General features: G+C 64.1%; 26 protein-coding genes. 14 read left to right on the top strand and 12 right to left on the bottom strand.

Features of this window, described 5'->3' with window-relative positions; all coding sequences use genetic code 11:
• Positions 1-2: 2 nt before the first annotated feature.
• Together FJ434_RS24755 and FJ434_RS24750 are read right to left on the bottom strand one after the other, a co-directional pair.
• On the bottom strand, positions 3-524 hold the full coding sequence (locus FJ434_RS24755; protein WP_140751995.1) for a hypothetical protein: 522 nt from the start codon (positions 522-524) through the stop codon (positions 3-5).
• Positions 525-593: 69 nt separating this feature from the next.
• Positions 594-1,817, bottom strand: a complete 1,224-nt coding sequence (locus FJ434_RS24750; protein WP_027146214.1) for an argininosuccinate synthase — start codon at positions 1,815-1,817, stop codon at positions 594-596.
• Positions 1,818-2,009: 192 nt separating this feature from the next.
• Between FJ434_RS24750 and FJ434_RS24745 the strand changes: the two genes are divergently transcribed.
• Positions 2,010-2,651: a LysE family translocator gene (locus FJ434_RS24745; RefSeq protein WP_019862084.1), complete on the top strand. Its 642-nt coding sequence runs from the start codon at positions 2,010-2,012 to the stop codon at positions 2,649-2,651.
• Here the strand turns inward: FJ434_RS24745 and FJ434_RS24740 are convergent.
• From FJ434_RS24740 to rlmN, 3 genes are read right to left on the bottom strand one after another with little or no spacing between them, the layout of a single operon-like run.
• Positions 2,623-3,105, bottom strand: coding sequence for a hypothetical protein (locus FJ434_RS24740; protein WP_140751933.1), 483 nt, complete (start codon positions 3,103-3,105; stop codon positions 2,623-2,625). The genes FJ434_RS24745 and FJ434_RS24740 overlap by 29 nt on opposite strands.
• Positions 3,105-3,551, bottom strand: a complete 447-nt coding sequence (locus FJ434_RS24735; protein WP_140751931.1) for a hypothetical protein — start codon at positions 3,549-3,551, stop codon at positions 3,105-3,107. Before FJ434_RS24735 ends, FJ434_RS24740 begins: the two co-directional genes overlap by 1 nt.
• Positions 3,548-4,783, bottom strand: a complete 1,236-nt coding sequence (gene rlmN / locus FJ434_RS24730) for a 23S rRNA (adenine(2503)-C(2))-methyltransferase RlmN (RefSeq protein ID WP_140751929.1) — start codon at positions 4,781-4,783, stop codon at positions 3,548-3,550. Before rlmN ends, FJ434_RS24735 begins: the two co-directional genes overlap by 4 nt.
• Positions 4,784-5,027: 244 nt before the next feature.
• Here rlmN and FJ434_RS24725 point away from each other — a divergent pair, with 244 nt between their 5' ends.
• Complete coding sequence (locus tag FJ434_RS24725) at positions 5,028-5,327, top strand: hypothetical protein (RefSeq protein WP_140510494.1); 300 nt, start codon at positions 5,028-5,030, stop codon at positions 5,325-5,327.
• A 199-nt stretch (positions 5,328-5,526) separates the two neighbouring features.
• Complete coding sequence (locus tag FJ434_RS24720; protein ID WP_140751927.1) at positions 5,527-6,882, top strand: chloride channel protein; 1,356 nt, start codon at positions 5,527-5,529, stop codon at positions 6,880-6,882.
• 54 nt (positions 6,883-6,936) lie between these two features.
• Here FJ434_RS24720 and FJ434_RS24715 read toward each other — a convergent pair whose 3' ends face one another.
• The 3 genes from FJ434_RS24715 to FJ434_RS24705 form a co-directional block, all read right to left on the bottom strand.
• On the bottom strand, positions 6,937-7,440 hold the full coding sequence (locus FJ434_RS24715) for an invasion associated locus B family protein (protein WP_140510920.1): 504 nt from the start codon (positions 7,438-7,440) through the stop codon (positions 6,937-6,939).
• 285 nt (positions 7,441-7,725) lie between these two features.
• On the bottom strand, positions 7,726-8,088 hold the full coding sequence (locus FJ434_RS24710; protein ID WP_140751925.1) for a YkvA family protein: 363 nt from the start codon (positions 8,086-8,088) through the stop codon (positions 7,726-7,728).
• Positions 8,089-8,227: 139 nt separating this feature from the next.
• Entirely contained in the window at positions 8,228-8,524 is a 297-nt protein-coding gene (locus FJ434_RS24705; protein ID WP_140510918.1) for a 4a-hydroxytetrahydrobiopterin dehydratase, read from the bottom strand.
• Between the two features lie 50 nt (positions 8,525-8,574).
• Here FJ434_RS24705 and FJ434_RS24700 point away from each other — a divergent pair, with 50 nt between their 5' ends.
• Positions 8,575-9,093, top strand: coding sequence for a low molecular weight protein-tyrosine-phosphatase (locus tag FJ434_RS24700; RefSeq protein ID WP_140510916.1), 519 nt, complete (start codon positions 8,575-8,577; stop codon positions 9,091-9,093).
• Here FJ434_RS24700 and thpR read toward each other — a convergent pair.
• Positions 8,997-9,593, bottom strand: a complete 597-nt coding sequence (thpR, locus tag FJ434_RS24695) for an RNA 2',3'-cyclic phosphodiesterase (protein WP_140510914.1) — start codon at positions 9,591-9,593, stop codon at positions 8,997-8,999. The genes FJ434_RS24700 and thpR overlap by 97 nt on opposite strands.
• Before the next feature lie 129 nt (positions 9,594-9,722).
• Positions 9,723-10,367 carry an arylesterase gene (locus tag FJ434_RS24690; RefSeq protein ID WP_140751923.1) on the bottom strand — a complete coding sequence of 215 codons (645 nt, stop codon included), beginning with the start codon at positions 10,365-10,367 and terminating at the stop codon, positions 9,723-9,725.
• An 85-nt stretch (positions 10,368-10,452) separates the two neighbouring features.
• Here FJ434_RS24690 and FJ434_RS24685 point away from each other — a divergent pair, with 85 nt between their 5' ends.
• The 4 genes from FJ434_RS24685 (at position 10,453) to FJ434_RS24670 (ending at position 15,386) form a co-directional block, all read left to right on the top strand.
• Entirely contained in the window at positions 10,453-11,148 is a 696-nt protein-coding gene (locus tag FJ434_RS24685) for an ABC transporter ATP-binding protein (protein WP_140751921.1), read from the top strand.
• Entirely contained in the window at positions 11,148-13,697 is a 2,550-nt protein-coding gene (locus FJ434_RS24680; RefSeq protein ID WP_140751919.1) for an ABC transporter permease, read from the top strand. Before FJ434_RS24685 ends, FJ434_RS24680 begins: the two co-directional genes overlap by 1 nt.
• A 231-nt stretch (positions 13,698-13,928) precedes the next feature.
• Positions 13,929-14,702, top strand: coding sequence for a Bax inhibitor-1/YccA family protein (locus tag FJ434_RS24675; RefSeq protein WP_140510906.1), 774 nt, complete (start codon positions 13,929-13,931; stop codon positions 14,700-14,702).
• Between the two features lie 105 nt (positions 14,703-14,807).
• Positions 14,808-15,386, top strand: coding sequence for a GNAT family N-acetyltransferase (locus FJ434_RS24670; protein WP_140751917.1), 579 nt, complete (start codon positions 14,808-14,810; stop codon positions 15,384-15,386).
• Between the two features lie 107 nt (positions 15,387-15,493).
• Here FJ434_RS24670 and FJ434_RS24665 read toward each other — a convergent pair whose 3' ends face one another.
• Positions 15,494-15,880 carry a DUF2794 domain-containing protein gene (locus FJ434_RS24665; RefSeq protein WP_140751915.1) on the bottom strand — a complete coding sequence of 129 codons (387 nt, stop codon included), beginning with the start codon at positions 15,878-15,880 and terminating at the stop codon, positions 15,494-15,496.
• 519 nt (positions 15,881-16,399) lie between these two features.
• On the opposite strand from FJ434_RS24665, the gene FJ434_RS24660 reads away from it, so the two are divergent.
• Genes FJ434_RS24660 through FJ434_RS24635 form a run of 6 tightly spaced genes read left to right on the top strand, consistent with a single transcriptional unit; the run spans position 16,400 to position 22,389 of the window.
• Complete coding sequence (locus FJ434_RS24660) at positions 16,400-17,059, top strand: XRE family transcriptional regulator (protein WP_140751913.1); 660 nt, start codon at positions 16,400-16,402, stop codon at positions 17,057-17,059.
• Between the two features lie 35 nt (positions 17,060-17,094).
• Complete coding sequence (locus tag FJ434_RS24655; RefSeq protein ID WP_027146196.1) at positions 17,095-18,165, top strand: PotD/PotF family extracellular solute-binding protein; 1,071 nt, start codon at positions 17,095-17,097, stop codon at positions 18,163-18,165.
• A 22-nt stretch (positions 18,166-18,187) separates the two neighbouring features.
• Positions 18,188-19,051, top strand: coding sequence for an ABC transporter permease (locus tag FJ434_RS24650; protein WP_140510896.1), 864 nt, complete (start codon positions 18,188-18,190; stop codon positions 19,049-19,051).
• Complete coding sequence (locus tag FJ434_RS24645; protein WP_140751911.1) at positions 19,051-19,848, top strand: ABC transporter permease; 798 nt, start codon at positions 19,051-19,053, stop codon at positions 19,846-19,848. The genes FJ434_RS24650 and FJ434_RS24645 overlap by 1 nt, the downstream gene beginning before the upstream one ends.
• The gene (locus FJ434_RS24640; protein WP_140751909.1) at positions 19,845-20,981 is read left to right on the top strand and encodes an ABC transporter ATP-binding protein; all 1,137 of its coding nucleotides are present in this window, start codon (positions 19,845-19,847) and stop codon (positions 20,979-20,981) included. Before FJ434_RS24645 ends, FJ434_RS24640 begins: the two co-directional genes overlap by 4 nt.
• Positions 20,982-21,003: 22 nt before the next feature.
• Positions 21,004-22,389 carry an FAD-binding oxidoreductase gene (locus FJ434_RS24635; RefSeq protein WP_140751907.1) on the top strand — a complete coding sequence of 462 codons (1,386 nt, stop codon included), beginning with the start codon at positions 21,004-21,006 and terminating at the stop codon, positions 22,387-22,389.
• A 55-nt stretch (positions 22,390-22,444) separates the two neighbouring features.
• Here the strand turns inward: FJ434_RS24635 and FJ434_RS24630 are convergent, their stop codons facing one another.
• Positions 22,445-23,260: a thioredoxin family protein gene (locus tag FJ434_RS24630; RefSeq protein ID WP_140751905.1), complete on the bottom strand. Its 816-nt coding sequence runs from the start codon at positions 23,258-23,260 to the stop codon at positions 22,445-22,447.
• Between the last annotated feature and the right edge of the window lie 305 nt (positions 23,261-23,565).

Genomic DNA, 23,565 nt, shown 5'->3' with positions numbered 1-23,565 from the left:
TTTCATTTCACGTCGAGCGCATAGGAGCAGCCGGCCAGCGTCTTGCCGGGATGGGACTCGAGCGTCGAGACGTTGAGCGTGATGCGCGTGGCAAGGCTCAAGCTGCCTGCCTCCTCGGTGCTTTCGGCCACGACCTTCTCACCGAGGAACTTGTCCGGCGTCGAGACCGTCGCCGGGACGTCGAGCTGGCGGGCGAGGTCCGGCGCGGCGATGCCATCAAGAACGGCCATCGGCCCTGTCGCGGTAAAGACGATTGTCTCGGTCTCGCGCCCGAAGACATGGACCGGGGCGGGCAAGTCATATTGGCGCAGGAACGGATTGCCTGACGGAGCTTCGTTCCAGCTCAGCGCCTTCGCGGCGCCGGGTTCGCCGGCCAGCCAGAGGGCAAAGCCGTTATAGCTGGGCACGTCGGCCCGGCACTCGATCAGGGCGGCAAGGTCGAGCGAGGCAGGGTCGAAATTCCCGGCCATGGCCGGGGCCGCCAGAAGGACCAGCGGCACCAGGCATCGGCCGGGACAGCGCATCCCGTCTACAGTATGTAAGCTTCTGATTTTATGCATGTCGTTGTCCCGGACACTTCCGGGCGACAGGCATTAGCTGTTGCGGTTGCGCGCGGCCAATGTCCGCAGCCTCAGCGCATTGAGGCGGATGAAGCCGGCGGCGTCCTTCTGGTCGTAGGCGCCACGGTCATCCTCGAAGGTGACCAGCGCGTCGGAATAGAGCGTCTTCTTCGACTTGCGGCCGGTGACCATGACATTGCCCTTGTAGAGCTTCAGCCGCACCGTGCCTTCGACGTCTTCCTGGCTCTTGTCGATCATCGCCTGCAGCATCAGGCGCTCGGGCGAGAACCAGAAGCCGTTGTAGATGAGCTCGGCATAGCGCGGCATGAACTCGTCCTTGAGGTGCGCGGCACCGCGGTCGAGCGTGATCGATTCGATGGCGCGATGGGCCACGATCAGGATGGCGCCGCCGGGCGTCTCATACACGCCCCGCGATTTCATGCCGACGAAACGGTTCTCGACAAGGTCGAGCCGGCCGATGCCATTGTCGCGGCCGAGATCGTTGAGGGCGGCCAGCATGGTCGCCGGCGACAGTTTCTTGCCGTTGAGAGCGACCGGGTCGCCCTTCAGGAACTCGATCTCGATCTCGGTGACGGCATCCGGCGCGTCCATCGGCGACACGGTGCGCTGATGCACGAATTCCGGCGGCTCCACCCATGGATCCTCCAGCACCTTGCCCTCGGACGAGGAGTGCAGCAGATTTGCGTCGACCGAGAACGGCGCATCGCCCTTCTTGTCCTTCGGCACCGGGATCTGGTGCTGTTCGGCGAAGTTCATCAGGTCGGTGCGCGACTTGAACGACCAGTCGCGCCACGGCGCGATGACCTTGATGTCGGGGTTGAGCGCGTAGGCGGAAAGCTCGAAGCGAACCTGGTCGTTGCCCTTGCCGGTGGCGCCATGGGCAATCGCATCGGCGCCGGTCTCCCTGGCGATCTCGACCAGGTGCTTGGAAATCAGCGGCCGTGCGATCGAGGTTCCCAGCAGGTAAGTGCCTTCATAGACGGTGTTGGCGCGGAACATCGGGAAGACGAAGTCGGATACGAATTCCTCGCGCACGTCGACGACGCGGATGTCCTTGATGCCCATCATCTCGGCCTTGCGGCGCGCCGGCTCGAGCTCGCCGCCCTGGCCGAGATCGGCGGTGAAGGTCACGACTTCGGCGCCGAGTTCGGTCTGTAGCCATTTCAGGATGATGGATGTGTCGAGGCCGCCGGAATAAGCGAGCACGACCTTCTTGACGTCTTTGATCTTGGACATTTGGCAGTTCCACGACAGGAGTTCTCGGCGCGCGAGGTATCACGCCGCTTCCAGGCTGCGCAAGAGATGAACACCAGGCAGGTGGTGACACCAGGATCGAGCAGGGCTGGATCAGCACTCTTGCCGTCCGGCCGCTGGCAAGAAGGGGCGGCATCCTCTATAGCCTGACGTCCCCAACCCAAAGGCCTGCCCATGTCCTTCATTCCCGACACCGCCACGCTGATTCAGTTTGCGATCGCCACCGTGATCCTGGCGATCACGCCAGGCCCTGATATGACGCTGTTCGTGTCGCGCACGCTGAGCCAGGGTCGGGCCACCGGCTTTGCCTCGATGGCCGGCGCGCTGTGCGGAACGCTGATCCATACCACGCTGGTGGTGGTCGGCGTCTCGGCGCTGATCGTCGCCTCGCCTATGGCTTTCTTCGTGCTGAAGATCTTTGGCGCCGGCTATCTCGTCTTCCTGGCCTGGCAGGCGATCGCCAAGGGCTCGGCCTTTTCGCCGGAAAAGAAGACGGGCCCGCAGATCTCGCTGCTGCGCAGCTGGGCCGCGGGGCTTGGCGTCAACTTGCTCAATCCGAAGATCATCCTGTTCTTCATGACCTTCCTGCCGCAATTCGTGTCCGCGCACGATCCGAATGCGCCCGGGAAGCTGTTCTTCCTTGGCTCCATGTTCATCGTGCTGTCGATCCCGGTGACGGCGCCCATGGTGCTGGCGGCGGAAAAATTCTCGGCGGCGATGAAGGCCAGCCCACGCGTGACGCGGGTGGTCGACTATCTCTTCGCCGGCGTGTTCTCGGCCTTCGCGCTCAAGATCCTGACGGCCCAGGCGAAGTAGGAGCTTTCTCGTCCTTCCACCAGCTTCCGGCCCAGCGGCCGGCGCTGAGCCAATAGAAGATGCCGCCGATCATGCCACCACCGATCACCGCCATGATCGCGCTGGTCTCGGTGACGGCAAAAGCGGAATCGCGGATGTTGTCGACGAGGCCCAGGAAAACCCCCGACACCAGCGCGCCCGCCAGCGCGTAGAACAGCCAGTCGCGCCGGCCGAGGATTTCGGCAATCAGGATGACGACCGCGGCCGGCATGAAGCCGAAATAAGCGACAAACAGGGCGACGAAAGGAATTGAAAAATAGAGCGATGCCGTTGCCGCCGGATGGGCTTGCGCCGGCGCGTAGCCGAGCGAGGCCAGGAACAGGATGTTGAGGAAGGCGCTCGCCGCCAACGAGGCGATGGTGTAGCCGAACAGGATGACGGCGAAGCGCACAATATAGGCGACGAGACGGTTCATCAGGGATCACGGCCCGTGAGATGACCGGACTTGTGTCCAGCCAGAAACCAGTAGACCCAGCCGGCGGCAATACCGGCCGCGGCCAGAAAACCGAGGAAGCCCGGATTGAAAACGAAGCCGCCGGCGGAGCCTGGGACAAAAACACCGAAGACGATCGACGTGACCGCGCCCGTGACGGCAAAGTAGAACCATCCTCGCAGCGCCAGCCGTTCGGCGACGAAGATCGCTGGGCCGACGATCAGCAGCGCGCAGATCGCCACGGTCAACACGGCGAGCGGGAAGGAGGCCAGCCAGTCGAATGTGAAAATGATCGACCAGTTGCCGTCCTCGATCCCGGCCAGAAGAACGATCAGCAGCACCGGCACCAGGATGGAGGTGAGCACAGCGGCGACGTAGCCGACTGTTATGATGGCGAAGCGCTTCGAGCAGGCGACGAGACGGCTCACACCTCGCCGTGCCCCGCGATCATCATGGCTTCCAGCGCCAGCCGGTCGACCTTGCGCATGCGCTCCGATTCCGACTTCAGCTGGCCGCAGGCGGCCAGGATGTCGCGGCCGCGCGGCGTGCGGATCGGCGAGGCATAGCCGGCATTGTTGATATAGTCGGCGAACTTCTCGATCGTCTCCCAGTCCGAGCACTGGTAGTTGGTGCCAGGCCACGGGTTGAACGGGATCAGGTTGATCTTGGCCGGAATGCCCTTGAGCAGCTTGATCAGCCCCTTGGCTTCCTCAATGGAATCGTTGACGTCCTTCAGCATCACATATTCGAAGGTGATGCGCCTAGCGTTGGACAGGCCGGGATAGGCGCGGCAGGCGGCGATCAGCTCCTTGAGCGGATACTTCTTGTTGATCGGCACCAAGAGGTCGCGCAGGTCGTCATTGGTGGCATGCAGCGAGATCGCCAGCATGACGCCGATCTCCTCGCCGGTGCGGAAAATCTCCGGCACGACGCCGGAGGTCGACAGCGTGATGCGGCGCTTCGACAGGGAAAGACCGTCGCCGTCGGAGGCGATCAGCAGCGCCTTCTTGACCGCCTCGAAATTATAGAGCGGCTCGCCCATGCCCATCATGACGACGTTGGATACTTTCCGGCCCTCGGCGGGCACGATGGCGCCATCCGGCGTGCCGCGGTCAGGGAAGTCGCCGAGCCGGTCGCGGGCGGTGAGCAACTGGGCGAGGATTTCCTCAGCCGTCAAATTGCGCACCAGCTTCTGCGTGCCGGTGTGGCAGAACGAGCAGGTCAGCGTGCAGCCGACCTGCGAGGAGATGCAGAGCGTGCCGCGGCCTTCCTCGGGGATATAGACGGTTTCGATCTCGACCGGCCGGCCGGCGCCGCGCGGCGGAAAGCGGAACAGCCACTTTCGCGTGCCGTCGGCGGAAATCTGCTCCTCTACAATCTCGGGCCGGGCGACGGTGAAATGCCTGTCGAGCTCGGCGCGCAGGTCCTTGGAGATGTTGAACATGCCGGCGAAGTCGGAAACGCCGCGTACATACATCCAGTGCCAGAGCTGCTGTGCGCGCATTTTTGCCTGACGCTCCGGCACGATCCCTGCAGCGACCAGGGCGTCCGCGAGTTCGGCCCGTGTCAGGCCAATCAGCGACGGTTTTTCGGCCGGCATGGCGCGGGTACGCAAGGCGTCACGGGCACCGTCGGCGGTGAGGTCGAGTGAAAGGGTCATGGTTGCACAGATATAAGCGGTTTACGGCCGATTTCATCCATCGTGCCTGATCTCAAGCGGGGCGCATAGCACAGCTTGGCGGCAGAGTCATGCCGCGGGCGATCGGGCAGCCTGTCCCGCCGCCGGGCAGTGGTGCTCCACCAGTGCGCGATCGATCACATATTCGTGTCAGCGTAACGGCCGGCGCGCCATCCGCGAACCCTGAGTGGGGCAACTGTGCCCCTGCACAATGGGAGTATGTGGAATGAAATCGATCAAGCTCGCCGTCATTGCCGGCCTCGCCGCTCTCTGCGCCTCGCAGGCGTTCGCCGAGGACACGATGGGCACCATGACCATGATGAAAGGTGGGCAAGTAACGGCGATCATGCCGGACGGGCACATGGGCACCATGATGCCGGACGCGAAGATGGGCGCCGATATGATGAAGATGGCCAAGCCGATCAAGCACTGCATGATGATAATGACCGACGCCAAGGGCAAGGCGTATATGATCGACACGTCGACCAAGAAGGCCCAGGCCGAATGTGAAAAAATGGCCATGTGACGATCTCGCAACGATTGCCCGCCGGCGTGGAGGTCGGCGGGTCGCGCAGCTTTCACTTCGATTGACGGAGGCGCTCTCTGGATCATGCGCGCGAGCGGACGCCCAACACCGCGGCCCGTTGATCCCGGCCGGTCGTCAGACTCTTGCTTGATCGGTGCCATGCCTGTGTTAGGGCTGGGTTTTCCCCGCGAGGACAGACATGGCCGGCCAATCGCGAAGACATCCCATGCTGCGGCGTTCGCGCGCCATGTGGGCCTCGCGCCGCGTCTGGCAGCCGCGCCTTGTGTTCTGGGCCGGTGCGATCTCGATCGGCCTGATCAGCGTGTTGTTTGCCGTGCTGGCCGACAAGGCACAGGCGCTGTTTCATGTGGTGATCGGTAGTGATGGCGGCTGGCGCTTCTATCTGCCGCTGGCGATCACCCCGCTCGGCTTTGTCCTGTGCGCTTGGCTGGCGCACGCCTTCTTTCCGGGCTCGCAAGGCAGCGGCATTCCGCAAGCGATCGCCGCCCGGCACCTGCGCGACGACGACGACCGCAGCCATATCCTGTCGCTCAGGCTGGTGGCGGGCAAGATAGCGCTCACCCTTGTCGGCCTGTTCTGCGGTGCGTCCATCGGCCGCGAGGGGCCGACCGTGCAGGTCGGCGCGTCGCTGATGCTGCAGGCGGCGCGCTGGGGCGGCATGGCGCAGGCGCGGGGCCTGATCCTGGCGGGATCGGCCGCCGGCATCGCCGCCGCCTTCAACACGCCGCTTGCCGGCATCGTCTTTGCCATCGAGGAAATGGGCCGCACCTATGAGGCGCGCACCAACGGGCTGGTGCTGACGGCGGTCATCCTGGCCGGCCTCGCCTCGCTCGGCGTGCTCGGCAACTACACCTATTTCGGCCTGTCCAAGGAGACGATCTCGTTTGCCGTCGACTGGCCGCTGGTGATCGCCTGCGGTGTCATCGGCGGCGGCTTTGGCGCCTTGTTCTCGTTGCTGGCGTTGAAGGCGACGCGGCGTATCCGGCGCTGGAGCGCACTGCAGCCGCTGTGGCGCGCGCTGCTGGTGGCGGCGGTCTGCGGACTGGTGGTGGCGGTGATCGGCATCGCGTCGGGCGGGCTGACCTTCGGCACCGGCTACGCGCAAGCGCGCAGCGCGGTCGAAGGCACGCCGCTGCCCTGGTTCTTCTTCGCCGAGAAATTCGCGGCCGGGCTGCTGTCGATGATTTCAGGCATACCCGGGGGCATCTTCGCGCCCTCGCTGGCGGTCGGCGCCGGCATCGGCAGTTCGCTCGGCCTGGTGTTCGGCAGCGGCGCCGGCGTCGCGGCGCTGCTCGGCATGGCCGGCTATTTCGCCGGCGTGGTACAGGCGCCGATGACGGCCTTCGTCATCATCCTCGAAATGACCGGCAATCACGACAATGTCATCGGCCTGATGCTGGCCTCGATGCTGGGTTACGGCACGGCGCGCCTGATTTCGCACGAGCCGCTCTATCACGCCCTGTCGCGGGTCTTCATCGCCGAAGCGATCCGGCGGCGGCGGGCGGAAGCCGCACCGGAATCAGGCCACGGCTGAAAAAGCAAAAGGCCGGGGTTGCGGCCCGGCCTTTGGTTCAAAAACGAAGATAGCCTATTTGCACTTGGCGATCGAGGACAGCGCCGCCGAAATGCCCTTCAGCGAAAAGACATAATTCGTGGGATTGCCGCGGCCCGACTTCGCCGACACCTTCATGTCGGTGCCGGTCTTCATCGCCGCGATCAGCACCGGTTCCTCGGCGGCGTTCTCGACCCAGGCCGATTTTCCGCGCGTGAACATCGAGAAGCTCTTCTTGTCGATGGTGACGGTGGCCTTGGAGCCTTCCTGGAAATTGTAGCCGGCGATGAACTGCGGCTCATAGGATACCTGTTGGCCGGGCCGCTGGCTGACGAAGAAGAACATGTCGCCATGGTCGAGCGTCGGCGGCTGCTTGTCGGTCGGCACGGTCAGCACGTAGCAGACCTTGCCGCCCGACGCCTGGTAACTGTAGGTGCCCCAGGCATTGTGCTGGCCGATCTTGGTCGCCTGCTGCGCCAGCGCCGGCGCTACCGAGGCCGCCAGGACCAGGCTCGAAACTAGTGCAATCAATCCGCGCATCGTTTTTCCCGTATTCCAAATGGTGCGGAGGCGGGCCGCGTGGCGTCCTGCCGTCGCTTCATTTTGATTTAATCTGGGTTACCAAACGGTGAAGTTCCCAAGAGAAAAGGACCTTCACCCCAGGAAACCGCCGCCATTTCCGCGCCGCCGCTTTGTCAGCGGTCGGCACGGCGTCCCTTTGGCGACTTGGAGGCCACGAAAACGGCAAGAGTTTGACTTTTGACCCGCCGCTGAACGCCCCTGTCCAGGGGCTGAGCCGACGTGGCGGGTTCGGCGGGCGGGACTTTAGCCCTTGTCGGCGATGGCGTCCTTGGCGGCCTGCCGGTGCGCCGGCGTGATATGGGCGCTGACGGCGGTGATCGCGGCGGTCAGCACGGCGATGTCGTCGGTGAAGCCGAGGCCGAAGATGAAGTCGGGGATGAGGTCGACCGGCAGGACGAAGTAGCCGAGCGCGGCCACCAATATGCCCTTGGCGCGCAGCGGCGTTTTCTTGTCCATGGCGCAGTAATAGGCGGCGACGACGTCTTCCATGAACGGAATCTGCCGCGCGGCCTTCTTGGCAGTGCGCCAGAACTTTTCGCGCACTTCGCGCTCGCCGCCCAGTCTGTCGCCAAAGCCGAAGAAGTCAAAACCGGATTCTTGCGCCATCAATCTCTCCTAGAGCGTCCCATGCCCATACTGGCGCATGCCCGCGGATCAAAATGTGGTGAAAGCCGAACCCGGCTGCAAGATGCGGGCGCCGATTTGGCGGGTCCGCGCCGGGCCCGTGAGCATGGCCAGTCCGCGTTCAGCCGCCGAAATAGCGGTTCATCTTCTTGGCCAGTTCGATATCGAGCGCCGTGACGCCGCCGGCGTCATGCGTGTTCAACGTCACGTCGACGGTCTTGTAGACATTCGACCAGTCGGGATGATGGTCCATCTTCTCGGCGGCCAGCGCGACACGGGTCATGAAGGCGAAGGCTTCGGAGAAATTCTTGAAGGTGAAGGTGCGGGCGATCGAGGCGCCGTCCTTTGCCAGCGCCCAGCCGTCAAGCGCCGCAAGCGCTGCTTCGGCGGCTTCCCTGCCCAGTTTCTCTCTCGTCATGTCCGCTTCCCGTGCTATTGCGCTGGAGTAGCCAGCATAGCGCCGGATCCATGATAGCGAAGCCCATAAATTCCATTCTTTTCGTCTGTCTCGGCAACATCTGTCGATCGCCGCTGGCGGAAGGCGTCCTTCGCGCCGTGCTTTCGGAGCGCGGATATGGCGGGGATATCGTGCTCGATTCGGCCGCGACCGGCGGCTGGGAGGTCGGCTCCGCTCCCGATCCGCGCTCGATTGCGATCGCGTCGCGCCACGGCATCGACATCTCGCGGCAGCGGGCGCGCAAGATCGTGCCGGAGGATTTTCACCGCTTCGACCTGATCTTCGGCATGGACCGGTCCAACGTCCACGACCTGAAGGCGCTGGCGCCGGCAGCAGTGCGCGATCGCATCCACCTGTTCCTGGACTTCGCCGAGGGAAGGCCGCGCGATGTGCCGGACCCCTATTATGGGGACCGGGAAGCGTTTGCTTCGGTCTATCGCATGATCCGCGAGGCGTCGGAGGCGCTGGCGACACGGCTTGCGGCGCGCGTATCGACGCCGGACAGCGGCCAGGCTTCCTCGACGACATAAGGGCCGCCGCCGACCGAATCACGCGACGACATCAGGACGAAGCGGCCGATGCGGAACGGCAGCGTCGAGAAATTGCCGCGCGCCGACAGATATTGGGCGACGTCGAGCGGGCTCGAATTGCGCAGGCGAGCCAGCGTCACATGCGGCATGAACTTGCGCGGATCGGCGGGAATGCCGAGCCGTTGGCAAATGCGCTCGATCTCGGCCTGAAGGGCGGCCAGATCGGGCGAGGGGGAAGCGCCCGCCCACACCGCATGCGGCTTCTTCTGGCCGAAAGCGCCGACACCCGACAGTGCCAGCGAGAAGGACGGGCGCTGCACCCGGTCGAGCGCATTGGCGATCTCGTCGGCGACATGGCCTTCGACATCGCCGATGAAGCGCAGCGTCAGATGGTAATTTTCGACGTCGATCCAGCGGGCCCCGGGCAGGCCGCCCCGGAGCAGGGACAGCGAAAGGGCGGCATCACGCGGAATTTCGAGGGCGGTGAAAAGACGCGGCATGAAGAGCCTCCCTTCCTCGAATCGAACTGTCATCCCTAGCGAATCATCGATAATCAAATGGAGCAAGTGGTTTGTTGGTCGCAGGCCTTCGCTAAACGTTTCCCCAACGGAAAGCGGCTTTATCGGACATCATGAATCTCCCGGCACCGCCGCGATGGCCTTCTCCACCGTCGGCAGGATGCGCTCGACCATCTGATCGACCCCTCTGGCGTTCGGATGCAGGCCGTCTCCGAGTTGCAAACTGGACTGGCCGGCGACGCCGTCGAGAAAGAACGGATACAGCGTAACGCCGTATTTCGCGGCGAGTTCCGGAAAGACGGCGTCGAAGGCGCTCTGGTAGTCGGCGCCGAGATTGGGCGCGGCGCGCATGCCGGCCAGGAGCACGGCGATCTTGCGCCCTTTGAGCTTGCCCAGCATCGCGTCAAGGTTCTTCCGGGTGATGTCGGGTGAAACGCCGCGCAGCATGTCGTTGGCGCCGAGTTCGAGGATGACAAGTTGCGTCCCGTCCGGCACCGACCAATCGAGCCGCGCCAGGCCGCCGCTGGAGGTATCGCCGGACACCCCGGCATCGGCGACGGCGACGTCATGGCCCCTGGCGCGAAGGGCGGCCTGCAATTTGTCGGTAAAGCCCTCACCCGGCCCAAGGCCGAACCCCGCCATCAGGCTGTCACCGAAGCCGACGATCTTGAATGGCTCGGCGCGCGCCGACGAAATGGCGCCGCAAATGGCGAGGAAAACGATCAGGCCTGCGGCAAAGCGGCGTTTGAAAGACATGCGGCAGGCCCCATATGACAGAGAATTCTTCCGGCGATGGCTTCCGACAGGCAGAGCCTCCCTTTCCATATAGGACGCTTTCATTTTGACAGAAGCCGTCATCGCGCTGAAAGACGTATCCCTGACACTCGGCGAAGGGGCTTCCTCCGTCCATGTGCTGAAGGGCGTCAGCCTCGAAGTGGCGCGCGGCGAGGCGACGGGCATCGTCGGTCCGTCGGGGTCCGGCAAGTCGACATTGCTGATGGTGCTGGCCGGGCTGGAGCGGGTCGACTCGGGTACGGTACGAATCGTCGGCGAGCTGCTCAACGACAAAACCGAGGATCAGACCGCTTCGTTTCGTGGCCGAAACATCGGCATCGTGTTCCAGTCCTTCCACCTGATCCCCAACATGACCGCGCTCGAAAATGTCGCGGTGCCGCTGGAACTGGCCGGCCACGCCGATCCGTTTTCGGTGGCGGAGCGGGAACTGGCGGCCGTGGGCCTCAGCGACCGCGTCACCCATTACCCCGGCGAACTCTCGGGTGGCGAGCAGCAGCGCGTGGCGATCGCCCGGGCGCTGGCGCCGTCGCCACGCATCCTGATCGCCGACGAGCCGACCGGCAATCTCGACCAGGCGACGGGGCGGCAGGTCGCCGATCTTCTATTCGCGAAGGCCGCCGAGCGCGGCATGACGCTGGTGCTGGTCACCCATGATCCGGCGCTCGCGGCGCGCTGCTCGCGCCAGGTGTCGATGCGCTCCGGACGGATCGAAGCGCCGGCGCCGGTCAAGGTCACCGCCTGATGCCGCTGGCGCGGACCTTGAAGCTTGCGATCCGCTTCTCTGTGCGCGAGATGCGTGGCGGCCTGTCCGGCTTCCTTATTTTCCTCGCCTGCATAGCGCTCGGCGTCGCGGCCATCGGCGGCGTCAATTCGGTGGCCCGCTCCATTACCGCCGGTGTCGCCGATCAGGGCCAGACGCTGCTCGGGGGCGACCTTCGCTTCCAGATCAACCAGCGCGACGCCAACCAGGCTGAGCTTGGCTTTCTCGACGGGCTGGGCGTCGTTTCGCATACCGCAGGCATGCGCTCGATGGCGCGCCTGGCCGACGGATCCGACCAGGCGCTGGTCGAGGCCAAGGCGGTCGACGAGGCCTATCCGCTCTATGGCGCGCTGGAAACCGAACCGGCGCTGACGAAGCAGGAACTGTTCGGCGGGCAGTTCGGCGTTTTCGGCGCCGCTGCACCCGACCTCTTGTTCGAACGGCTGCATCTCAAGATCGGCGACCGGCTGAAACTCGGCACCGCCATCTTCGAACTGCGCGCCAAGCTGGTGAGCGAGCCCGACGCGGTTTCCGACGGGTTCGGCTTCGCGCCAAGGCTGATGATCTCGACCGAGGGCCTCGCGGCCAGCGGGCTGATCCAGCCGGGCAGCCTGGTCGAGAACGCCTACAAGGTCCGGCTGCCCGCCGGTGCCGACGAGGCGCGGCTCAAGGCCATCCAGGACCAGGCGACCAAGGATTTCCCGGAGGCCGGCTGGTCGATCCGCACGCGCAGCAACGCAGCACCGGCGCTGTCTTCCAACATCGAACGCTTCTCGCAATTCCTGACGCTGGTCGGGCTTACCGCGCTGGTGGTCGGCGGCGTCGGCGTCGCCAATGCGGTGCGGGCCTATCTCGACGGCAAGCGCGGCGTCATCGCCACCTTCAAGAGCCTGGGGGCGTCCGGCGGCTTCGTCTTTGCCGTCTACCTCGTGCAGATCCTGATCATCGCCCTGCTCGGCATCGGCGCCGGCCTGGTGCTGGGCGCGCTGATGCCGTTTGTCGCAAGTGCCGCCCTGCAGTCCGTCATTCCGGTGCCGGCGCAAGGCGGCTTCTATCCCGGCGCGCTCGCCATGGCGGCGCTGTTCGGCCTGCTTGTGACGCTCGCCTTCGCGCTGCTGCCGCTCGGCCGCGCCCGTGATGTGCCGGCGACCGCGCTGTTCCGGGAGATGGGGCTGGAAGGCCGCGGACTGCCGCGTCCCGTCTATGTCGTTTGCGCGCTCGGCATCGCGCTTTTCCTGGCGGCGCTGGCGATCCTGTTTTCGGGCGACCAGCGCATCGCCTCGATCTTCGTCGGTGCCACGATTTTTGCTTTCCTGGTGCTGCGTCTCGTCGGCGGACTGGTGCAATGGGCAGCCAGGAAAAGCCCGCGCGTGCGCTTTGTCGCGCTCAGGCTCGCCATCGGCAACATCCACAGGCCCGGCGCGCTGACCCCGTCGGTGGTGTTGTCGCTGGGGCTTGGACTGACTCTCCTGGTGACGCTGGCGCTGATCGACGGGAATCTCCGGCGCCAGATCTCCGGCAACGTGTCGGAGCGGGCGCCGAACTTCTTCTTCGTCGACATCCAGGGCAGCGAAGTCGATGCCTTCTCATCGCTGATCGCAAAGGAGGCGCCGCAGGGAGCGCTGGCCAAGGTGCCGATGCTGCGGGGCCGGGTGATGGCGCTCAACGGCGTCGATGTCGACAAGGTCAACGTGCCCGCCGAAGGCGCCTGGGTGCTGAAGGGAGATCGCGGCCTGACCTATGATATCAGGCAGCCGGAAAACGCGACGCTGACCGAGGGCAAATGGTGGCCGGACAATTATGCCGGCGAGCCGCTGGTTTCGTTTTCCGACAAGGAGGGCAAGGAAATCGGGCTGAAGCTCGGCGACACCGTCACCGTCAATGTGCTCGGCCGCAACGTCACTGCGCGGATCGCCAATTTCCGCCAGGTCGAATGGGAGACGATGGGCATCAATTTCGTCATGGTGTTCTCGCCCAACACATTCGCTGGCGCCCCGCATGGCTGGATCGCGACGCTCACCGAAAAGAGTGCTTCGAGCGCCGACGACGCGCGCGTCCTCAATGCCGTGACCCGCGCTTTCCCGGCGGTGACGACGGTGCGGGTCAAGGACGCGCTCGACATCGTCAACCGGTTGGTCGGCCAGCTCGGCACGGCGATCCGGGCGGCGGCCGGCGTGGCGCTGATTGCCTCGGTCCTGGTGCTTGCCGGCGCGCTTGCCGCCGGCAATCGGGCGCGCATCCACGACGCGGTGGTGCTGAAGACGCTGGGCGCGACGCGCACCACGCTGATAACGGCCTTCTCGCTGGAATACATGCTGATCGGGCTCGCCACCGCGATCTTCGCGCTTGCCGCAGGCAGCGCCGCAGCCTGGTTCGTCGTCGCGCGCATCATGACCTTGCCGTCGCATTTCATGCCGGAAGTCGCGGTCGCCACGATTGCCTTTTCGCTGGTGATCACGGTCGGCATCGGCCTTGCCGGCACCTGGCGGGTGCTTGGCCACAAAGCGGCGCCCGTGCTGCGAAACCTCTGATTCGCCGCCTTGCGCCGCCTGCCCGGGTTAAATCTTTGTAAGAATGCCGTCTAAAACGGCCGGCGGAGCGGCATTTTTAGCCTGTCACGAACCGTTACAACAGGTTACGGTCTTGTTCTCGACGCGAATAACCATCATATTTCGGCGCAGGCATGCTGGAGCCCCGCCAGCGGCGCCTGGGTCCGCAAGAGGCCCGACACCGGACGGGGCAGAAGCAACAGAGGATTTCCAATGGCTGATCCCATTCGCAATTATCAGACGTCGGCGGTGCCCGGCGTCCGCGCCGACATCGACCAGGGTCTGCGCGCGTACATGATCAAGGTCTACAATCTGATGGGGCTTGGCTTGCTCATCACCGGCCTTGCCGCCATCGGCACGATCATGCTGGCCACCACCGCCGACCCGGCCTCGGCCGTCGCGACGTTGCCGAGCGGCGAGATGCTGACCTCGTTCGGCTATGCGATCTTCGGTTCGCCGCTGCGCTGGGTTGTCATGCTGGCGCCGCTGGCCGCCGTGTTCTTCCTGTCGTTCAGGATTCAGTCGATGAGCGTCGCCGCCGCGCAGACGACCTTCTGGGTCTATGCCGGCCTGGTCGGCCTGTCGCTGTCGTCGATCTTCCTGGTCTACACCACGGCAAGCATCTCGCAGACCTTCTTCGCCACCGCCGCCGCTTTCGGCGCGCTGTCGCTGTTCGGCTACACCACCAAGCGCGACCTGTCGGCGATGGGCTCGTTCCTGATCATGGGCGTGTTCGGCATCATCATCGCGTCGGTGATCAACATCTTCCTGCAGTCGTCGGCGCTGACCTTCGCCGTCTCGGCGATCGGCGTGCTGGTGTTCGCCGGCCTCACCGCTTACGACACGCAGAAGATCAAGGAGATGTATTTCGAGGGCGACGCATCCGATGTCGCCGGCCGCAAGGCCATCATGGGCGCGCTGTCGCTCTACCTCGACTTCATCAACCTGTTCATGTTCCTGCTCCAGTTCATGGGCGACCGTCGCTAAGCGGTATTGGACCATCAACTCTTGGAAGGGCGGCCCAATGGCCGCCCTTTTCTTTTATGTGGGCCTCTGCTGTTGTCGAGGGCACATAAGAGGGCTGCATAAAGAATGAGCAATATCGTGATCAGGCCGGCAACCCCGGTCGACCTCGACATAATCACGGAAATCTATGCCGACGCGGTGACCAACGGCACGGCGAGCTATGAACTGGAGCCGCCCAGCCGCGCCGAGATGGGGACGCGATTCGCCACGCTCGCGGCCGGCGGCTTTCCCTATCTGGTGGCCGAGAAGGACGGCGCCGTGCTCGGCTATGCCTATGCCGGCCCCTTCCGGCCGCGCCCGGCCTATCGCTTCATCGTCGAGGATTCGGTCTATGTCGCGCCCAATGCCAAGGGTCAGGGCGTCGGCCTCAAGCTGATGCAAAGCCTGGTTGCGGCGGTGCAGGCGGCAGGCTTTCGCCAGATCGTCGCGGTCATCGGCGATGGCCACGCCCACAGCGCCTCGGTCAGGCTGCACGAGAAGCTCGGCTTTCGCCATTCCGGCCGCCTCGAAGGCTCCGGCTACAAGCACGGGCGCTGGCTGGACACGGTGTTCATGCAGCTATCGCTGAACGGCGGGGCATCGGTGCCACCCGATCCGGATTCGTTGCCGGAGCGGAAATTCCGGAAGGGGGAATTGAAGAATTGAGGAATTGAGGAACTGAAGAATGAAAGAAAAATGGCGCTTACGTCAGACGCCGAGTGTTTTATTCCTCAATTCCTCGTGTTTTATTCCTCAATTCCTCAATTCCTCGTTCAAACCTGGACCAGCTTCAGCTTGCCGTCGAAGACGCCAAGCACGCGGCCAAGCTCCTGGCCGCGTTTGAGGATGCGCCCGCCCGCCGCGATGACGGCGAAGGCGCCCTGCTTGCGCGCCAGTTTCGGATCCTTGACGATCTGGAACAGCGGTACTTCGCTGGCGCGACGAAAAACGGAAAAGACAGCGCGGTCGGCGAGATGATCGATGGCGTAGTCGCGCCATTCATTGGCGGCGACCATGCGTCCATAGAGCCTCAGGATCTGGTCCAGTTCACGCCGGTCGAAGCGGACCGGCTGGTCGAGGCGTTCACGTCGCGCTTCGTGTAGCGGGATCAATATTGCGGATGCGTCTCCATCCCCCATCCCGCCGCCGTCATCAGTCATGCCTCGATCCTTCAAAATGAATCTTTGCCAACCAAAGTTGGCCCCTTCGCAACCCAATTGCAAGAGCCGGCGAAGCGAAGCCGCCGGCGAGCCGTTTCCGTCGCGTCCAGTCACGTTTGTGAAACGCATGTTGGAATTGGTGATGCTTCGCCACATTTCTGCCTTTTTTTATCCGCGCTCATGCCCCAATGTCCGACGAATTTACCGGCGTTGCCTGAGACGGTTCGGTCCGGCACCGGCTCGTAAACCCCAAGCCCCCCGCCCACGGGTCTGCGTCGGATCGAACCAACCTCGGCCTTTTCCATGGAAAAGCGCCAGGTGCGACGATCCCAAAACCTAAATGACCGGCGTCAGAAGCAAGCTGACGTCGGTTTTTTCGTTTTTGCACCTTTTTACGCAACTAAGGCGACCCGTGGAACTCGGCGTAAAGCCCCGAGGCGGCCATATCGACTCAATCCGCCGACGTGCTTGCCATTTGCCGCCTCACTTAATAGGGTGTTAAGTGAAACGGAGACGGCAATGCCAGGCGCATCGGACTCCACGGCAAAACAGGTGAATGGTGGGACGGTCGCGCCAGAGGCCGGCGGCGTCGGCCCTCGCATCAAGGCATTGCGCACGGCGCGGCGCGTCTCGCTGCGCCAACTCGCAGACATGGCCGGCACGACGGCGAGCTTCATCAGCCAACTCGAGCGCAATCTGTGCGGCGCCAACACCGGCACGCTGCTCAAGATCGCCGCCGCTCTCGACCTCGGCATCAACGATCTGTTCGAGGACAATGCCCGCCCCCTGCACAAGGTGCTGCGGCGCGAGGAGCGGCCGGTCGTTCCGGTCGGCGTGCAAGGCCGCAAGATGCTCCTGTCGCGGCGGCCGATCCACCAGTTCGAGGTCTATGCCGGACATTTCGAGGTCGGCGGGTCGACCGGCGACGAGACCTATGTCCATAGCGGCGAACACGAAATGTTCATGGTGCTCAAGGGGACGGTGGAGCTGACGCTTGCCGACGAGCGCCATGTGATGGGCGAAGGCGACAGTGTCGAATACGCAACATCGGTGCCGCATCGCACGGTCAATGTCGGCGACACGCCGGCTGAGGTGCTGTGGATCATCGCGCCGCCAACCGCCGGCGCGCTCGAACTCGATCAATACAGGCCCGGAAACCGCTCGCATCCGGGTGAATGAAAACAAATGCGAGTTCAGCAATGGGAGAGTTGATCATGAGACTGAGATTTGGACATGCGGCGTGCGTCGCCGTGCTTATGGCTGCTACCGCCGCGCTCGCACAATCCAAGCCGGTGGCGGGAGAGGTGGCTGAAGGCTCGCTGAAGGGCAAGACGCTGACCTTCGTGTCCTATGGCGGAATCTACCAGGACGGCCAGGTGGCCGCGCTCAAGGAGTTCGTCGACAAATCCGGCGTCAAGCTGCTCAATGACGGCCCGACGGAGATCGCCAAACTGCAGGCGCAGGTCGAGTCGGGCAATGTCACCTGGGACGTCGTCGATACCGACGACCTGCCGCCCTATGTATATTGCGGCAAGCTGTTCCAGAAGCTCGATCTGACGAAGCTCGACGTCTCGAAAATCCCGGAAGGTCAAGTCGGCGAATGCTCGGTGCCGGCGATGAACTACGGTGTCGTGCTGATGTATAACAAGGAAAAGTACGGGGATAATCCGCCCAAGAGCTGGGCCGACTTCTTCGATACCCAAAAATTCCCAGGCGTGCGTGGGATCGACGGCTCCGGCAGCCCGACCGGCGGTTTGCTGGAACAGGCGTTCAAGGTCGCCGGCGGCGACCCGAAGGCGATGACGGTGGCCGACATCGACAAGGCCATCGATGTGGTCCGCAAGCTCGGCCCCGACACCATTTTCTGGAAGACCGGCGCCGAATCGCAGCAGCTCGCCGAATCCGGCGAGGCCGACATGCTGATGATGTGGACGGGCCGCGCCATGACGGCAGTCAAGAACGGTGCCAAATATGCACCCGCCTGGCAGGACTGGCTGGTGGTGATGGACCAGATGACGATCCCGGTCGGCGTCAAGGATACGGATGCATCCTACGCGTTGCTCAATGCCTATCTCGGCAAGCATGCCCAGGAAATATTGGCGGAGAAGACCTCCTACACGCCGATCAACAACGACGCGCAGCCCAAGGTCGACGCTTCCGTGTCCGCCTACCTGACCAACACGCCTGAACGCCAGAAGCAGGGCTACAAACAGAATTTCAAGTTCTGGGTGCCGAACTTCGCGGTGGCGCAGGAGAAGTGGTCGGCGCTGATGGCCGGCAACTGACCGGCTGACGGGAATACAGACCGTGAGCGCGTCCAAGCCAACCATTCCTGCTGCCGAAAGGCGCCGGGCATGGCGGCCGTACGCGCTCGCGCTGCCGGCGCTGGTCCTGCTCCTGGCGGTGATCGGCTATCCGCTGCTCACCATCATCCTGCGCAGCCTGTCGGAGCCGGAGTGGGGCCTGCAGAACTATATCTGGTTCTTCAGCATGCCCATCAATCTCACCGTGCTCCAGCGGACCTTCGTCATTTCGATGTGGGTCACGCTGGTGTGCGTGGTCTCGGCCTATCCCTACGCTTATCTGATGACCGCGGTCGGGCCGCGCGTTCGGCTGGTGCTGATGCTGTGTGTGCTGATCCCGTTTTGGGTGAGCGGCGTGGTGCGCACCCTGTCGTGGGTGATCCTGCTCCAGGATTCAGGGGTCATCAACTCGATCCTGCGGTCGCTCGGGCTCGGCGGCGTCAGGCTGATCCGTACCCAGACGGGCGTGGTCATCGGCATGGCGCAGGTTCTTTTGCCCTTCATGATCCTGCCGCTCTATTCGGTCATGAAAGGCATCGACCTCAGGCTGATGCGCGCCGCGCAAAGTCTTGGCGCCCGACCGTCCCGCGCCTTCTTCACCATCTACCTGCCGCTGTCGCTGCCGGGCGTCTATGCCGGGGCGATCATCGTCTTCATCCTGGCGCTCGGCTTCTACATCACACCGGCTCTGCTCGGCGGTCCTCGTTCGACCATGCTGTCCACCCTGGTGCAGACGCAGGTGCTCAGTCTGCTGCAATGGGGCAGGGGCGGCGCGATGGGCGTGGTGCTGCTGGTCACGACTTTCGTGCTGCTGGCGCTTGCCGCGCCGGTGATGCGATCCCGGTACCGGGAAGCGGAGCGGCGCTGATGGAAATGAAGCCGCTCACGCGCGTCGTCCTGGGTCTTGTCTGCCTGCTGGTGGCCATATGGCTGGTGGCGCCGACGCTGGTGGTGGTGCCGATGTCGTTCAACGAGAACAAGTCGCTGGCGTTTCCGCCGCAGGGCTTCTCCTGGCAGTGGTACCAGAATTTTGTCACCAACCCCGATTGGTCGAACAGCTTCCTGAATTCGCTGAAGGTCGCCTCGATCGTCGCAGTGCTGGCAACGGTGCTCGGCACGCTTGCCGCCTTCGGCCTCGACCGCATGAAAGCGCGGCCGGCAAACCTGCTGCGCATGCTGATGTTGACACCGATGATCGTGCCCGGCGTGGTGCTGGCCATCGGCATCTACGCTGTCTATCTCGATACGCGGCTTGTCGGTACGCTGCTCGGCTTCGTGCTCGCCCACACCATCCTTGCGCTGCCCTTCGTGCTGATTGCCGTCTCGGCCAATCTCGAAGTGTTCGACAAGCGCCTCGAGACGGCCGCGGCGAGCCTGGGCGCGAACGCGCTCACCACGTTCCGCACGGTGACGCTGCCGTTGATTGCGCCCGGCGTGCTGTCAGGGCTGCTGTTCGCCTTCGCCACCTCCTTCGACGAGATTGTCGTGTCGCTGTTCATCACCAATCCCTACCTCAAGACATTGCCGGTGCAGATCTTCGCTTCCATCACGCGCGACGCCGACCCCACGGTAGCGGCCGTCGGCACGATCCTGTTGTTTGCCACCACGATCCTGATCGGCAGCGGCATGCTTCTTCTTGGCCGTGAGCGGAAAGGACGCCAATGAATCCGGGGCAAGAGAGCAGGGGGAACCCGGGGCAAGCGAGCAGGGGCGCGGCGATCGATCTCAAGTCGATCAGCAAGGCCTATGGCAGCTTCAAGGCGCTGGACGGCGTATCGCTGCACATCAAGGCCGGCGAGTTCATGACGCTGCTCGGGCCGAGCGGTTCCGGCAAGACGACGACGCTCAATGTCGTTGCCGGTTTCACCGAGGCCAGTTCGGGCGCGCTGGAAGTGGCCGGCAAGAGCGTCGTCGGCGTCCCGGCGCACAAGCGCAACATCGGCGTGGTGTTCCAGCATTACGCGCTGTTCCCGCACATGACCGTGAGCCGCAACGTCGCCTATCCGCTCGCCCTGCGCGGTGTGGCCGGAGCCGGGCGCGAACGCCGCGTGCGCCAAGCGCTCGACATGGTCAAGATGGCGGATTTCGGCCACCGCTTTCCCAGCGAACTTTCGGGCGGCCAGCAGCAGCGCGTGGCGCTGGCGCGCGCCATTGTCTTCGATCCGCCGCTGCTGCTGATGGACGAGCCGCTCGGCGCGCTCGACAAGAAGCTGCGCGAATGGCTGCAGCTCGAAATCAAGCGCATCCACCGCGAACTCGGCACCACCTTCGTCTATGTGACGCACGACCAGGAAGAGGCGCTGGTGCTGTCGGACCGCATAGCCGTGTTCAACCGGGGCCGCATCGAACAGATCGGCACCGGGCGCGAGCTGTATGACGAGCCGGCGACGCTGTTCGTCGGCAAATTCATCGGCGATTCCACCGTGCTGCGCGGGGCCGCCGCCACCTCCGGCGGGGAGACGGCGATCGACATTGCGGGCCAGAAGGTAGCGACAGCCAAGCGTCTCGCCAATGGCGGCAGGCCGGTCATGCTGCTGCGGCCCGAAAAGCTGGTGCTTGCCCGCCGTGGTGCCGGCGGCGATGGCCGCAACCGGCTCACGGGGCGCATAGGCGAAGCGATCTATCTCGGCTCCGGCTCCAAATACGAGGTCGATCTGGCCGACGGCTCCAAAGCCATCGTGCGCTCGACCCTGGAAGCAGACAGTTTTGCCATCGGAGACGAGGTCGACGTGCTGTTCGCCGGCGCCGACGTGAAGCTGCTCGCCGACGACGACAAGGCCGACCTGACGCTTACCTGAATTTCGGAACGGATTTCAAAAAATGCAAGCCAAGCATAATGGCGACGTGTCGTTCTGGTATGCCGATATCGGCGGCGTTCCCGCTTATCGGCCGCCCATGCCCGGCGACATCGAGGCCGATGTCTGCGTCATCGGCGCCGGCTACACCGGCCTGTGGACCGCCTACTATTTGAAGAAGGCACAGCCTGCGCTGCGCGTCGCCATCGTCGAAAAGGAGTTCGCCGGCTTCGGCGCCTCGGGCCGCAATGGCGGCTGGCTGTCGGGCGGTTTCAGCTGGTCGCGCGAGAAATACGCAAAAACATCGTCGCGCGGCGCCGTGATCGACATGCAACGCGCCATGTTCGGCACGGTCGAAGAGGTGATCGCGGTGACGGAAGCCGAGGGCATCGATGCCGATATCCGCCGTGTCGACAATATCACCGTCGCCACCAACGCTGCGCAATTACAGCGCGCCAAGGCAGAATACGAGGAGCTGCTGGGCTGGGAGATGCCGCCGGAGCGGCTGGCCTTCCTCGACGCGCGGGAGGCGCGCCAGCGCATCGCCATCGAAAAGGTGCTGGGCGCCTTGGTCGTGCGCAACGTCGCGCGTGTACAGCCGGCCAAGCTGGTCCAGGGTCTGGCGGCCGCGGTCGCGCGGCTCGGCGTGCCGATCTACGAGCAGACGCAGGTGCTGGCGATCGAGAAGGGCAAGGTCACCACCACCAGAGGCATCGTGCGGGCGCAAAAGATCGTCCGCGCCACCGAGGGGTTCACGGCGGGCATTCCCGGCTATGAGCGTCTCTGGCTGCCGCTGAACAGCGCCATCGTGGTGACCGAGAAGCTGCCGCAGGAACTCTGGGACGCGATCGGCTGGAATGGTTACGAGGTGCTGGGCGATGCCGCGCACACCTATTGCTACGCTCAGCGCACGCGCGAAGGCCGCATCGCCATGGGCGGCCGCGGCGTGCCCTATCGCTTCGGCTCGCGCACCGATGTGCGCGGCCGGACCCAGCAGGCAACCATCGACCAGTTGCACGAGGTGCTGACCAGGCTGTTGCCGCAGACCAAAGGCGTGCGCCTCGACCATGCCTGGTGCGGCACGCTCGGCGTGCCGCGCGACTGGTGCACGACTTCGGGTTTCGACCGTGAGAGCGGCATCGGCTGGGCCGGCGGCTATGTCGGGCTCGGCGTGTCGAGTTCCAACCTGTCGGGCCGCACCTTGCGCGACCTGGTGCTCGGCCACGACACCGAACTGACCCGGCTGCCCTGGGTCAACCGCACGGTCAAGAAATGGGAGCCGGAACCACTGCGCTGGCTCGGCGTGCATACCATGTACCAGCTCTATCGCATCGCCGACCGGCGTGAAGCAAACGGCTTGGGCCGTACCTCACGCCTTGCGGCCTTTGCCGATCGCCTGACCGGACACTGAAACCATTCGAAGATGTGTAACGGTTTGCGTCTGGAATTGCGCCGAACCCGTGACGTTACAGGTTCCGATCGATGGAGGTCTCGGATCCGGGCTTGTGGATGAAAGCCGCACCCAGAATAGGACCCGGGAGGCCATCCTTGCCGACCGACTGCAAAAGCACGGCGCAGCCGCCCTTCTTGGTGATCTCGCTCAGCGGCAATTCGTAGCGCTGCGCCTTGCCGTGCCACATGCCGGCGGTCTGGATGCCGGTGACCGCGTTCCAATAGGTCATCTTGCGGCCAGAGTTCTCGCCCTGGCCGATCTTGACCGTCTGCGGTGCGTCGAAATAGACGATGACGACATGGGCGTCGTTCGGGCCGGCGCCGGCATCGCCGGTGTCGATGATGACACGGTCGCCGGTGCGGCTGACCTTGACGGGCACACGCATGCCTTCGCCGGCACGGGCCATGCGGGCAAGCGCGCCATCGACCTCGGCGCGATTGGCGCCGTTGACATGCATGCGGCCGTTCAGGACGGCCTGCGGCGTATAGACGGAACGGCTGCTGAAATAGCGCATATAGTCATATTGCCGCTCGGTGTTTTCCTTGTGGCTCAGCGTGTCCTTCCAGCCGAGATAATCCCAGTAGTCGACGTGGTAAGCGAGCGCGACAAGATCTTGCCTGGTGGCGAGTTCGGCGAAGAACGCGTCCGCCGGCGGGCAGGAACTGCAGCCCTGGCTGGTGAACAGTTCGACCACACCAAGCGGCCGGTCGGGCTGGGATTTTTCGGCTTGGACCGTTTCGGGCTCGCTGCCTTGGCCAGCACCGGCAAAAACCGAAAAGGCCAGCGCGAAGGCTGCCAGCCATAATGATCGTCGCGAGGCCATGACCATTCCAATTCCCGCCGGTGATGCCGGCTTTGTTCTGCTTGGCCGAAATATGTGGCAGAACGGGAAGTCAACGGGAAGTCACGTTGCGGTGAAATTTTATCGCTGCAATCGTGAGGTAAGGCGGCAATAGGAGAAGCCACTGCATTTCACGGTGTGGTTCGATCCGGCGGCGGCATCATCCCTGTGGCAGGTTCTCCTCACCCCCGCCGATCTCTATTGCGATCGAACCGGCCCTGGACTTTGGTCCGGGCCGGTCAGTGCTTTGACGAACCCTGCCTTCATCGCTGCAGGACTGTGGGGCGTGCGGG

Origin of the sequence: Mesorhizobium sp. B2-5-13 (assembly GCF_006440535.1) — a bacterium.
Classification (GTDB): Bacteria; Pseudomonadota; Alphaproteobacteria; order Rhizobiales; family Rhizobiaceae; genus Mesorhizobium; species Mesorhizobium salmacidum.
The sequence above is the reverse complement of the archived record's forward strand: the minus strand, read 5'-3'. Positions and strand labels throughout refer to the sequence as shown.